This window comes from Bacteroides sp. K03, from assembly GCF_019734355.1.
GTDB classification, from domain to species: domain Bacteria; phylum Bacteroidota; class Bacteroidia; order Bacteroidales; family Bacteroidaceae; genus Bacteroides; species Bacteroides nordii.
Genome location: NZ_JAASHC010000030.1, coordinates 24,115 through 38,562 on the forward strand (window position 1 = coordinate 24,115; position 14,448 = coordinate 38,562).

The 14,448-nt window shown below is 42.7% G+C and carries 7 protein-coding genes; 2 read left to right on the forward strand and 5 right to left on the reverse strand.

Annotated features, from left to right (window positions below):
* The gene (locus HCG69_RS16565) at window positions 1-1,827 is read left to right on the forward strand and encodes a T9SS type A sorting domain-containing protein (protein WP_255586188.1); all 1,827 of its coding nucleotides are present in this window, start codon (window positions 1-3) and stop codon (window positions 1,825-1,827) included.
* 687 nt (window positions 1,828-2,514) lie between these two features.
* Entirely contained in the window at window positions 2,515-3,621 is a 1,107-nt protein-coding gene (locus HCG69_RS16570; protein ID WP_221650959.1) for a 6-bladed beta-propeller, read from the forward strand.
* A gap of 1,043 nt (window positions 3,622-4,664) precedes the next feature.
* Here HCG69_RS16570 and HCG69_RS16575 read toward each other — a convergent pair.
* The 5 genes from HCG69_RS16575 to HCG69_RS16595 are packed head-to-tail and all read right to left on the reverse strand — an operon-like array spanning window position 4,665 to window position 14,440.
* Window positions 4,665-6,542, reverse strand: coding sequence for an FAD-dependent oxidoreductase (locus HCG69_RS16575; protein ID WP_221650960.1), 1,878 nt, complete (start codon window positions 6,540-6,542; stop codon window positions 4,665-4,667).
* Between the two features lie 17 nt (window positions 6,543-6,559).
* On the reverse strand, window positions 6,560-8,374 hold the full coding sequence (locus tag HCG69_RS16580) for a glycoside hydrolase family 2 protein (RefSeq protein WP_221650961.1): 1,815 nt from the start codon (window positions 8,372-8,374) through the stop codon (window positions 6,560-6,562).
* A 12-nt stretch (window positions 8,375-8,386) separates the two neighbouring features.
* Window positions 8,387-10,312, reverse strand: a complete 1,926-nt coding sequence (locus HCG69_RS16585; protein ID WP_221650962.1) for a hypothetical protein — start codon at window positions 10,310-10,312, stop codon at window positions 8,387-8,389.
* Between the two features lie 16 nt (window positions 10,313-10,328).
* Window positions 10,329-12,482 carry an alpha-glucuronidase family glycosyl hydrolase gene (locus HCG69_RS16590; protein ID WP_221650963.1) on the reverse strand — a complete coding sequence of 718 codons (2,154 nt, stop codon included), beginning with the start codon at window positions 12,480-12,482 and terminating at the stop codon, window positions 10,329-10,331.
* Between the two features lie 11 nt (window positions 12,483-12,493).
* On the reverse strand, window positions 12,494-14,440 hold the full coding sequence (locus HCG69_RS16595; protein WP_221650964.1) for a glycoside hydrolase family 97 protein: 1,947 nt from the start codon (window positions 14,438-14,440) through the stop codon (window positions 12,494-12,496).
* Between the last annotated feature and the right edge of the window lie 8 nt (window positions 14,441-14,448).

The following is a 14,448-nucleotide window of genomic DNA, read 5'->3' on the forward strand; positions in this document are numbered from 1 at the left end:
ATGATAAAGAAACGAAACCTGTTAGTAATTTTATTCTCTCTTATTGCTGTATCTTTTTTGTCGGCAAAGAATTATTATGTGAAGCCGGTAAGTTCCGGTCAGGGGTCTGGTATCTCTTGGGCTCATGCTTCAAACAATTTGCAGGATATGATAAATAATGCATCTGCCGGTGATACAATTTGTGTTGCCGCAGGTACTTATTATGGCGGATTTACTCTGAAAGACGGCGTTTGTATGGGGGGAGGTTTTGATGGAACGGAAAGATCCTTTATAGATCGTCAGTTCCCCGGAAGCGGACAGAATCTGACTATTTTGGATGGAGGGAATAAGCAGAGAGTACTTACTCAGGAGAAAGACTTCTCATCCCGTACTGTTATATCGGGATTTGTTATTCAGAATGGATATGCCCTGTTCGGAGCAGGGGCTTGTCTTTTCAACAATACTGTGTTGGAGGCTTGTATTATACGCCATAATATAGGTGGTAATGCTAATATAGGTGATTATATAGAATCATTGGGTGGAGTTGTTTTTTATGCAAGTGAAGGTAAAGCTCATATTTTGGCAGTTGAAGAATACGGGAAAAATTTCCAGTCTTCTGTTGTTGGGTTGAAAAGCTACTATAAACTGGAGAATGCTTTGCAAGATTGGGACGGTAAAAAGAATACGGAGGCACTGGTGCAATCCCGGGCTGCAAAAGCTCTTTCGGAGTATAAACCGGTTACTTCAGCCGGAACAATCTCTGATTGGTACATACCTTCTATCGGCGAATGGAGCACTCTCCTGTCACCGGACACTTTATCCGGAACTCTGTCTGAAACCGGAGTCCTGGTTAATGAAACTCTGAAAAAAAATAATAAAACTCCCATTGAAGGCAATCGGTACTGGTCGTCAACAGCAGCGTCGACTACTGGGCTGGGAGAGTTGTGGTATGTGAATTTTGCAAGTAACTCTATTAATAAGATACACTCTTTGCAGTACAATAAGCTGCGTGGAGTAAGGAGAGTGGATGCGAATACTATCAAAGGAATGGGAGGAGGTTTGTATCTGAACGAGGGGTCATATGTTATCTCTTGCCTTGTATATGATAATCAAGCTCCCGAAGCATCGGCTATATATATGAGCGAAAGAGCTTACATTTATAATTCTACAATTGTGAATAATGTTGCGATGAAAAAAGGAGAGTATGCAGTAGAAATGGCTTTAGGTGCTGCTTTGTCAGCTATCAAAAATTCTTTGTTTTGGAATAACTATGACGTAGATAATTCCCCTTTGGATTTTGTGGATATACCCGCCTATAATTGTGCTGTCCGACAAGCGACTACCACAGTAGATCAGCCAGTCATTGTATTGCACGAAAAGAATGAGAATATATCCGGTCCTAATTTTGTAAATCCTCTGAATGGTGATTTTCATCTGCTTGCCAGTTCACCGTGTGCTAAAGCGGGGACAAAATCAAATATTCCCGGACGATATGTCTTTAGAGATATGGATGGTAATAATTATAGAGATATGATAGATATTCCTGTCGGAGCGTATGCAGTCGCTACAACAACCGGAGTTGTTAATCCGTCTGTAAATGGAAATCAGTTTGTGGTTCATCCGTCATCTCCGGTGAAAGGAGAGGCGATGGAAATTCATTTTCATACGGCTGAAACAGGTTTATATCAGATTGAGATACTCTCTATTGATGGTTTAAGTATATCTCGTTCAGACTTTTATTCGAATAGCCCGTTGCTGTTGTCGGCACCTTCCACTTCGGGAGTATATCTTCTGAATATAAATCAGGATGGAGTAAAGATACAGTCTACGAAGATTATTGTTCGTTGATGTTGAGAATGATTATTTATATAAATGATAACCTATGTTGTTTTATTTACGTAGAGGATGATTGATATGGAGGCATTGATTGTTTTCTTCTAAACATATACTTTCTTATACTTAATCATAACGTACTTTATCTCTATAGATCGTTTGCTTTCTTCATCTATTATCTACAAAGATGAGAATTAAAAACATCCCCATGTTTCGGAGCACAACATGGGGATGTTCTTTTGCTGAACATCCGGATGTTATCACTAAAAACATCCGGGTGTTTTATAATCAGAAATCAAATAATAATCATGCAATATAGTATGTTTCAATTGTTTAATTCTAATATGCTTTGTTGTTGCTAATATATACATTTCAACAGTGTTTTTCTCAATTAGACAACTATAAAATCAGATTAAGAGGTTGGAATTATCATTTTATTGTGAGAAAAATATTGGATAATTTAATAGAAGGTGTTAATTGTTTGAATTAATTCGGATAAAACTGTTGTAGTTTATGCTTTCTTACAGAATCAGACAGTTTTGGCACTGTTGTATACATCTTTTGAATATACTTTATGTTTCTTTGTAGCATCAACTCTTTTGGGAGAGAGTAGACTTATTAAATATTGGTTGTGCGAATTATTTTGCTCTATATTGTGATTAAGAGGGTGTATTCTCTTAATCATTAAAAAATAAATATAATATGAGAATTTTGATCAAGGTTGTTATAGTAATACTGGGTGTGCTGGTATCTGTATCCTGTAAGGATAGAAATAATGAGAAAGATATTTTTCCTGTTGTTGAGGTGGATTTATTTAATCCAGTTGAAGAAGTGCCGGTATCGTCATTTATTGACACTTTAATTTCGGTTAGATTAGAGTTGCCAAAACCTTTGTTTTTTGGTGTTACTGCAGATGTCTTGTTTGCCGATACAAATATCTATGTTCATGATAGTAAACAAGAAATAATATTCCGTTTTAATAGTCAAGGAAATTTTCTAAATATGATAGGAAAACTTGGAAATGGGCCGGGAGAATTTTCTTCGTGTAGTTCTTGTTTCTTGAATGGAGATACTGTGTTTGTAAGTGATCTTGATACTCGGAGGATATTTAGTTATACTCAGGAGGGAAATTTTATAAATGTGATTTCATTTCCGTTTAGCTTTGTATATGAGGATATTGTATATTTGCCGAATGGGGAGTTTTTATGTCATCGGTTAGCGCCTGCAAAAAATAACCGTGGAATTTGGATCATGAATAAAAAAGGTGAAAAGTCAGAGGTAGTGTATGCAAATGAAGATGTTTATCCTTATATTCATAGTAGTTGGAACACCTTATCTATGCTTGGAGGCGGACTAATTGGTATCTACGAACCTCCTACCGGAAACTATTACTCTTTTAATACGAAAGATCATTCATTAAAAAAAGTGATACAGTTGAGAGCAAATGCGAAAATGCTGGGTGATTTTAAAGGTATTGATAGTACGATTGGTCTCAAAGAAGAGTATTCAAACTGTTCTATAATACTTAATACTGACAATTATATTTTCTCGTTGTGGGTTTTGCCCGGTTACACTTCCGGAGTATTTTCTCTATATTCTAAAGAGGCAAAAAAGATGACAATCTTTGAGAAACCTTTAGTGGATTTTCCCGGTTATTTTTCTTTAGGAACGATGAAGTCTTCTAATCTACCTAATACATTAGTAACCATATTAACAGATGAATATCAATTTGATGATTGTCCGAAGCAATACAAGAATCTGGAATTTAATGAGCGGGTTATGATTGTCAACAAATGGGTGTTTAAGTAATTCTATTCTATTTTTATCACTTATTGTGAAAATTCGCGATATTATGTTACCCAGTTTTGCTTAAAAAATAAGATATATAAACTTTTTTATCAATATCCTGTCGTTTGTAACCGATTTAAAGAAGTTGATATTGCAGCTCTCAAAATATTAGATGAGTCGTTTGCATATTCTATTGTTTCTTCGGAGGCTTTAGATCGATTTATAAATCCGGATTTATTAGATGAAGACAACAAGAAAAGATATGATTCTGTAAATCAGGATAGTAATCCGATTATCATTCGATATACATTCAAAAAGTAGAGCCTGCTTTAGGCTTTATTCAATTATCCATTACTGATGATCTAAACTATATTTATTGAAAGATTATTTTAAGGGTGTTTATATCTCTATCCGGTTTCCTTTTTCGTTACAAAAAGGCGAGGCTGTTTTCTTCACCCTTTATGCCTGTTGTTAAATATGCAAACTTTCATTTCGTTTCTCTACGAAGATCGCCTCGATGCTTTACGAGAAACGCCCCGATCTCCGTAGAGAAACGACTCGATCTTCGTAGAGAAAAAATAGATTTTGTAATACATTGATTATTAGCGTGCTGGTTAAGGGCGCGTATGTAGCATATTTTCAATCTATAAGACTCTCCTTTACCTCTCCTTTCACCCTATTTGTATTTCTGAAATAACTACAATTTCAGGATTCTGCTAAATGTAATCCCTATCATATCGTTATTGCTGAGCTACCGAACTGTAAATAGCATACAATGGTTTGTTAGCGATATTATTTAGTAAGTAATTGTTCTAAATTATATGATATTATTATTGAAACGCAAATGATTGTAGATTAAATAGCTGCGCTATACTTGAGTGATGATATGCTTTGCGTGAATCTGCGAGTTTCTGCGTTTTAATAATAGTATCCTATAATTTTGAACAGTTACTTATGCATTTGTTTATCGATATATTGAATTATATTTGTGATATGATTTTGCCTCCAGAACTGATTACTGGAGGCATATCTTATTTTGCGTATTTTATTTATTTCCGGAGGAGTCAGAATAATCCGGCTCTTCCCGATTGTAACTTGTATATGTCTGTCAGTACTTTCAGTCGGGTTGTTTGCCCGGGAGTAGCTTTTAGCTGTGTACCGCACAAGTTACTCCAGTTGCGTAAGGTACTTTCATCTATCGGCTGTTGTAATGAAGCATTCCAGTCCGGAAGATATCCGCGCAGGCCCAGATATTGTACCAGTGGGAAAGCATCATCCGTTGGTTTTACATCTCGAAAATAGATGAGAGTGGCTTTTTGTTTTATCAGAATATCCTGTAGTGAAGGTATATCCACATTTCGTACTTTCACTCCTTTGTCTATGGCAAGTGCTGCTGTGATACCGGCAGCTTGTCCCAGAGCCATCCAACAAGGTTCCATGCGTAAGGTGGAGAAACCGATGTGAGAACCGGATACAGGTACCGGCAGTAACAGGTTGTCTACGTTTTTAGGTAGAATTACTCCTAAAGGTACGGTGTAAACGGCTGTGGGATAACTGATGAATCCATCCAGATGTACTCTTCCTGTTTCTCTTTTACGGGCAGCATGAGAGTCGAGGGCATAATGACTGGCGGTCACACTGCTTGAATGTAAAGGAGGGCGTTTACCCGGACTGACCGGAAGTGCATCGGCTGCTGTGAAGAAGTAAACTCCTTCAAAACGACGGCCTTCGCGTACGTATACTTGCCGGGGAAAGGATTCATTGTCGGGATATTCGTCTTTTGCCAGTCCCCATTTCAGCATTTCCTTGCGGAAGTGGGACGGGAGTTCTTTATCATGCTGGGCAAACCAGAAAAGCCCTAAAGTATAGTCTTTTAAGCGTTTGGCAAATTTATCCCGCCATTCCCACGAGGAGGTAGGCCATGGCCAGTTTTCTTCGGGCAAATCGGTAGAAAGGAAAGCAGCATGCTGATTGTTAGCGTCAGTCTTTTGGTTCGGCAGGTTGACGAGGCTGCTTAGTTTCCAGATCCCCCAGTTGTCTCCGGGAAGTTTGGTTCTGTTACCTTTTGCGATATGCCGGCGATTTTCTTCCAACATCTCATTTGTCACTTTCAGCATGGCCCGTTGTGTGTTACGTCCGGTCCATACATCCTCTATGAGAGAGACGTATTCGTCCCGGTTGTAGTTGTCCGGCCGGGTGAAAGGAACCATGTTCTTTGGATCGTTTGTGAGACACAAACGATAGTTATAAGCTTGCACAGCGTTATCTGCCTGCCCGGTACTTCCATCGGCAGGGAGGCTTTTCCAGTATTCATAGGTCCTTCCGGCTCCCGGTTCATTAAATTCTTCCCGGCTTTCACGACCGACACGGAACGGCACACCTGCTGCGGCTCCTAAATCGCCCTCATAAGTGGCATCTATAAAGATTTTCCCCTGATAGGTTTCTTTTTGTCCGTTTTCCCTGTTCAGGATACAGATACTTTCGATACGGTCGTTTCTGATGCAGATGTTTTTGTTCTCTGCATCAAACTGACGCATCAGGCGCACGGTGATCTTCTCTTTCTGCTCATTTAGCATCTCTTCAAAAATACGGGCGGCTACGGATGGTTCGAAGTGAAAACCGTTACTGCAAGTTTTCACTTGGGGTGAATCGGCTCTGTAATGACTGATGTAATACTGTCTGATACGAGAGGTGAATTCAGAGAATAGTCCCGTAGTAGCTTCGCGGGTTGCAATGTCGGTAGCTCCAAGTCCGTTGGCCGGAAGTCCGCCAATGTGGTTGGTTCGTTCCAGTATGACGGAAGTTTTGCCTTGCCGTGCTGCAGCGATGGCTGCCATGATACCTCCCGGATTTCCTCCGACAATGACGAGGTCGAAGGAATTCTGTGCGGTTAGGCTACTGCTTAGAAACAACAATAGAATGAGTAGGCCGTTTCGTTTCATGATATATGTTTTTGTTCTTATTTCTTCTCCGGTAATCTGTTGAATATGGATTTGATAATCTCCATATCAAACTTCGGGGTACGGTCGTAATTATAAATACCGTTCTGTTCCTGTTCTACATCCGTTAGCTGGGTATAGCAATATCCGGCCACAAAATCAAATTCGAGAACAGTGAATGTAATGCCCTTCAGTCGGGCATAAAACTCGTCAAGTGTTTTGGGGCCTTGTCCGTAGCCCCAGGTATTTTCGGCAAACTGCTTTCCGTGCACCCATTTGATACCACCATATTCGTCAACGAAGTAAGGCTGTCCTTCATAGGGAACTTCTTTCTTCACGTCTTTCTGGGGGAGCTTACCGTCCTTTATTTCCAACCGTTTTTTCATCTCTTCACCGCTCTGTGCATAATGATGTACACTCCAGATGTCTGTCATCACGTGGTAATTTCCACTGGCATCGTTTACCGGACGATAATCCAGATTGTGTGAGAGTTTATAAACATCTGAAATGAAACGGTCGTGTTGGCGTGCCTGTTCGTTGTCATTCGGGCGGTCCCAGGTTTCATTGAATGGGGTCCATACAATGATTGAAGGGTGATTGCGGTCGCGAACTACTACTTCCTCCCATTCGGTGAGGAAGTTCCGGGCGGCTTCCGGGCTACTGGTATTGGCACCCCAGCTTGCCGACTCTCCCCAGGTAAGGTATCCCAACTTATCGGCCCAGTAATGAAAACGCTCTTCAAATACTTTCTGGTGGAGGCGTGCTCCGTTAAAACCTGCGGCCAGACTAAGTTCGATATCACGTTTCAGATCTGCATCTGTGGGAGCAGTCCATACACCTGTGGGATAGAATCCCTGATCGAGTACAAAGCGCAGATAACAGGGCTCATTATTGAGAAAGAATTTATTTCCTTCGATATGTACCTTGCGCATACCTGCATAAGAATTGACGTGATCAATCACTTTTCCTTTGGCATCCAATACTTCCAGTTCGATGTCGTATAAGAAGGGCGAACCGGGTGACCAGGTTTTTACAGTTTTCAATGGTAACATCAGTGTCAGAGGAGTGGCAGCAGTTTGTGTCTGTTTGCTGACTACGCGATCACCATCCTTTACACTGACACGCAGCTTTTGTCCGGCTTGTAATCCGTAGAATTCCGGTTGAACGGTGAAACATTTCTGATCCAGTTCCGGTGTGATACGAACAGACTTTAATCCACAGGCATCTACTGCTTCCATCCATACGGTCTGCCAGATGCCGGTAGTACGGGTATAATCGCATCCTTGTGAATAGAAGTTACCCGATTGTTTTCCTCTTCCCTGGGTTCCACTGCGCTGGTCGTCTTCTACGTATACCACAAGTTGCTGTTCTTCTCCGTATTTAACAAACCGTGTAATGTCTATTCCGAATGAGGAACTACCTCCCCAATGTCTGCCTGCTACTTGCCCGTTGATATAGATTACTGAGTAATAATCTACTCCGCCAAAGTGAAGGATAACCTTTTTATCTTGCCAGTCTGCCGGAACTTGTAACTTGCGGTGATACCACATGGCTGGGATGAAATCTTTGTATTCTACTCCCGATAATTTACTTTCCGGGCAGAATGGGACGGTGATAAACTCGTTAAATCCTGTACTGTTGTATAACTTACGGTCTCTGCCCGATTTGCCAAAGTCGAATGTATAACTCCATTGACCGTTCAGGTTTCTCCATTCTGCACGTTCAAACTGTGGACGTGGATATTCCGGACGTGGTATCGAATTATTTTGTGCATTGGCAGTCCAACCGGTCAATAATAGGAAGGAAGATAAAATGTAAATAATAAGGTGCTTCATATTGTGTCAGAATTAGAGTTTGGTTGAATCGAGAATCAGTTTCTCCGATCCTTTTTTGATTTCAATTTTACGTGAATTGAACAAGGCTTTGCAGTAAGGATTGTCGTAACGGTATTTCCATCTGAGTTCCTGTTTTTTCCCTTTTATAGTAAACGGAGATTGCCAGCCAAATGTTACTTTTCCGATAGACGGAGAAGTATAATTAACATTTAGTTTCTGGCAAGACACCTTGGCCGATGAGATCGCATTTACAAATTTAGTAAAGTCGCCCCATTCTGTTTTTGTTCCGGTCTCGCAGATCCAGATGTTTTGTCGGCCCGATGCAAGTAAATCACATATATCTCCTCTTTCACCCGCCTGATATGTAGTGGCATTTTGTGAATAGAGCGCTACGTAGCCGTCTTTTTTGCGTCCGAAAGTCCAGTTACCTTTTGTCAGCACTTCATCAAAATCATTTTTGGGGAAGTAGGCATGTGTATAATCATTTTTCTGGTTTTCGGGGATGTTGTAGATACATACTACTACATTTTTGTGTTGTGCTGCCCGTGGTAGGATTTCATTACCTGCCCAGTAGTTTGGCGAATATTTCAGGTTTTTGCCTCCGGGATGATTGGTGTAAACGATAGCACGGTTGCCCAGAGTGGCCTGCCAGATGTGTTGTTGATAACCCGGAGCTCCCGGACGGTAATCCTGTACACTACTGAGCATATATTCCGGGGTACGATAAGTTTCTACGTTGGCTTCGGATAAAGCAAAGCGGTCGAGGTGTGAATTTACCAGTTTACCGTAGGTTTTAATCTGTTCTTCGTACTTACGGATGTATTGGTCGTAGTTACGATAGGGCCAGGTGTCGTACTTTTCTGAGATCTGTTTGGACATTTTGATTGCCAATGGGTGAATAAATTCCTGCATACCCCAAAAGAGGTGACAGTCCAGTTCATTGTCATAAGAGAGTCCGTAAGAGGGTGCATCTTCCACATTGATACTTATACGCTGACGGTTGAGCATGGGGCGCTGATAATCGATAGCGATCTCCTGTATGACTTTGGGACATTGATATTTACTGGTGGACAGGGCAATGGGAGCCATTACTTCATCACGGTCGAAAGTACCGACTCCGAACATCAGTTTTGTCAGCGGAGAGGTGTTGTGCGAACCATTGATAAGAGAATGAGCATACATACGTCCGCTGGTAGAACCCATCATGCCTTCGAAATTATTCAGAGCCATGTCGAACATCAACAGGTCCAGCACCATACCTGCTTTTTTGCGTATAGCTTCGTCTTCGGCATAATCATACAGATTGGCGAGTAGCATTGCTTCTACCTCGTAATAGGTAGACAGCCATTCGCTGAATCCGAATCGGAACCGGAAATCCAGCCAGCGTTCCAGGCGTTCTTTGGCATGTTGCATGTGCTGTACACCATTCATGCCATTGGTGAATATCCTGTCTTTGTAGAGCTGTCCGGCAAGTAGTTCGGCTGTGTGGTAGAGTGCCTGATGGTTTTCCGTATGATAACACCGGTAGGTCGTGTCACGTCGTCCGTCGTCCCACCAGTATTTAAAATCGAGTACACAAGCCTCTATCTCTTTTCTAAGATGGGCAGGAATCACTGTTTTCTCCCGGTCCATATAGAGAAGCCGTAGCATGCCGTTGATTGAGAAGTCATTGCAGTCGCGGTTAGAACGTACCACAGCAATAGCTTTGTAGGTTGGTTCATCTTCCATCGGCTGGCCAATGGCAACACGGGCTATCTGGTTGAAGATGCCCGTAAGGAAATCTTTTCGCCCGTGTTCGGCATAATATTGCAGGAAGATTTCTTTCCGTTCTTCCGGACTTGCTTTAGGTGTATACCAGTATTCATCTTTCCCCCTGGCTTGTATGGTTTGTAAAAGGGAGAGCATAAAGAGAATACTTACTGTGATTATGTGTTTCATGATTCTGTCTGATTACTTATTCATATTTTCCTTCCCAGTTGTAGGGGAAAGGGATTCTTTTGTAATATTCAAGTGTGTGTTTCGGGTGTTCGTGTTGTGACGGTATCGGTCTTTTAGAAAATGTTTGGAAATAAAGAACGCAGCCGTCTCTCCACCAGATAGCTTCGTCCTCCTGTACTTTTAGTAGTTGTTTGACGTGATTGAATCGTTCGGCATCGATTTTGCCTTCCATAGAGTCCCAGAGTTTACGCATCCCGCGTACCTCTTCTACTCCTTTATAATAGTATGCTACCAGTTCGTCCCATAAGATTTTTCCGGACGGCATCTTGTAATCCCAGGGCAGGTGATGGAACCATAACAGATCTTTTTGTGGGCAGGTATTCAGATTTTCAAGTATCTCTGCCAAAGGTTTGGCATATTGATTGACAACATTGCTCCCTTTGGAAGTACGATCTACGCCAATACCGGTTTCGTCCGCTTTATGATAATCTTTAGCATCCCAGTGAGGGTCTTTGTACCAGGGGCCTGGACCATAGTGAGTCGCAAAATTCATGATATGATTCAATCCCAGCGGATTGCGATAGTTAACTACCGTTTCGCGTGATTGCTGCATCATTTCTTTGATCGGATTCACGAAACTTGTATTGTTATTGAACGTCATACGCAGCCATTCATCTGCCACCTCTTCTGACGAAAGTTCCGGATTCCACGCCATGCGTCCGAAAGCATACCAGTTGGACTGTCCGAACAGATGTCCGCACCAGTTGATATCCGTACCGATATTGGCAACTCCCGCAATGCCGGAGATGCCGTGTGAACGGTTGTAATCTTCCAATACATTGGCAACGGTTGTTCCTTTTCCTTTGGTGTATGTATCGGCATCCAGACACTCTTCGAATAATGGACCCAGATAGGCGAGGTTGGTAGCATATCCGAGGTACTCTTGCGTTATCTGGAATTCGAGCATCAGTGGTGTCTGAGGCATTGCTCCGAAGAGCGGATGGAAAGGTTCGCGTGGCTGGAAGTCAATCGGACCGTTTTTGGGCTGTACAAATACGTTCTTATTGAATTTTCCGTCCAATGGCTTGAACTCTTCATAGCCATTGCCCGCACGGTCTACATTCCGGGAGTTTTCGTATACAAAGGCACGCCACATCACGATACCACCATAGGGTTCCAGTGCTTCCGCCATCATGTTTGCTCCGTCGGCATGCGTGCGCTTATAGTCCTGAGGACCCGGTTGTCCTTCGGAATTGGCTTTTACGAGGAATCCTCCGAAATCAGGGATATACTTATAGATCTCTTTCACTTTATCTTTCCACCACTGGCGTACTTCCGGGTCCAGCGGATCGGCTGTATTCAAAGCTCGCAGTTCCTTTGGGGCACTGAAACGGGCTGTCAGATATACCCGGATGCCGTAAGGACGGAAAACATCTGCAAGGGCGGCTGCCTTTATCAGATATTCGGTGGTCAGGCTGCGTGCGTTGGCATTTACATTGTTCAGAACGGTGCCATTGATACCGATAGAAGCGTTGGCACGGGCATAATCGCGATAACGCGGATCAATGTATCCCGGCAAGCGCTGCCAGTCCCAAAGTGTGTAGCCTGCATAACCGCGTTCGATAGTTCCATTCAGGTTGTCCCAGTGGTTCAGCATGCGCCTTTGTAGTTTGGGCACCTGTGTGATGTTTAACTCTTTGATATCCGATTGGGTCTGTAAAAGCCGGAGGAAATGGAAAACGCCATACATTACGCCCATATCCTTCCGGGCTGCGATAACGGTACAGGGAGTTCCGTTTACTTTCATTGTTTTGATGAGGAATCCTTCATCGCCCAGGACGGATACTTCGTTGGTTATCGCATGGATGCCGGATAGTACTTTTGAGGAAGCCGGAGTACCTACCAGCAGCGTACCTTTGGAGATACCGGCTGTTTCCGGCAAATTAGTGTCCAGCAGACCATTCAGCCCTTGTTTCAATTCATTTTTAGCTTCTGTCAGCGTGGCGGAGTTTGCAGGGAAGTTCAGTTTGGCCAGTGTTTTTGAATAACTGTTCAATAGCTGGCTGTTGTCTACTTTCTGATAACGGAGCCACAGGTCGTAGCCATTCTCTGCATGCAACATTGGCATACAGAGAATCAGGGCGGCTATATAGATGAGTTTTAGTTTCATATTCCGGGATGTTATTTGATTACACCGGCCCATCCGCCGTTACGTACCATTTTGATGGTAAGCTGTGTCGCATTGTTTACTTTACTCTCCCTTTGCTTATAGTCCATGGCCTGGCGGTCGGCATTGATACCATCTTCAAACGAGGTGAGGGTGAATGATTGACCGGCAGGCAGGAAACTCAGGTCAAGATTGATTGTACGTCCTTCGTTGTTGGTAATACCACCAATGAACCATTTGTCACCTTTTCGTCTGGCTACTACTACGGCTTCACCTACTTTAGCATAAAGTACTTTTGTTTCGTCCCAGGTGACGGGAACGCTGGATATGAACTCTGTACACGGACGTTCACGGTAGTAGTAAACCGGATTGTCTGCCAACATCTGCAAACCGCTTTCGAAGACTACGAACAATGCCATCTGGTAGGCACGTGTACCCGAGCCCATGGCGTTGGCACGTGTTGAACGATTGTCTTCCGGTTGAGCAGAAAGCATTGAACCGGGCGTAAAGTCCATCGGTCCTACCGCATTGCGCATGAATGGCAGATAGATACTGTTGGCCGGGCGGCAGTTACCTCCTTGTTCCATGCCCAATACCCCTTCGTATGAAAGTACATTCGGATATTTACGTTCCAGTCCGGCAGGTTTGAACGAGCCGTGAAAGTCAACGAATAATTTATGCTTGGCTGCTTCTTTGGCTACGCGTTCGTAGTAATTTACCATCCACTGGTCACTACGGTCCATGAAGTCAATCTTTACTCCGGCTACTCCCCAGTCGGCAAATGTCTTGAAGAGGTCGAAGTTGTTCTCTACAGTCAGCCATGTCAGCCAGAGCACGATTTTCACATTGCGTTCTTTGCCGTATTGAATGAGTTCGGCTAAGTTGATGGTTGGGTTGGGAGTATACGGATCGCGGGTACTTTTGGCCCATCCTTCATCCATAATGATATAAGGTATACCGAATTTAGAGGCGAAGTCAATGTAATATTTGTAAGAATCCATGTTATACCCCGAACGGAAATCTACTCCATACAGGCGGGCATCGTGCCACCATTCCCAACTTACCTGTCCGGGCTTGATCCAGCTGTAATCTTCGAGTACACAAGGAGTAGACAAGTTGTAAACCATTTCGTTCTCCAACAGTTGTTTGTCTTCTTTGGTAATCACCATGAATCTCCAGGGGAAACTGCGTTTACCGGCTGTTTTGGCTATATAATCCGCTTCTTTCAGAATCTTGAGACTGCGGTCACCATCTTCTCCGAATTCCAATGGTACTTTTGGGAAAAGAGATTGCATTCCATTCTGTCCGGTGCTCTTCAGAAACATACAAGGATAGTCGTGCAAGTCAGCTTCAGAAATCAGAATCTTGTAAGGTTTGTTCGTTTCCAGTAATATCGGCAGGTAGCTCATACGGTCGGTAGCTTTGTACTCTTCTGTATTTACGTGCGTATAAGGATATTCGTAGGAAGTTTTGAAACCGTTGGGTTGTGACAAATGGGCCTTATAGTTAGCCGGAAAGTTTAGTACGAAATCTTCTCCCATGACAATGTTTTCACCTTTCTTATCGGTGATGAAACGGTAAGCTACTCCATTATCGAATACACGGAACTCTACAGCGTAATTGCCTGCAAAGTTCATTCGTAGTGTGTTGCAGTGGTTCTTTACAACAGCATTCTTGAGTGGAATTTCGCGTTTTATACTCTCGTCAATGACTCCTCTTTTGGTACTGCGGAGCTTGGGATTATTGCCGAGTGTTTCATTCTCCAGTTGGAGGTTGAGGTAGCAGTCTTTCAATAAAAGATCACTCCCGTAAGATACGGAATAGTAGATTTTGTCTTTTACATCGACAGAAAGGTTCAGTTCTCCATTGGGCGATTTTATGTCTATCACCTTGGCAGAGAGGTGGCTACCCCACGCAGTGGCGAAGGTTAGCAGCAGTGCAAAAAGTTTGTATACTTTCATGGTTATTG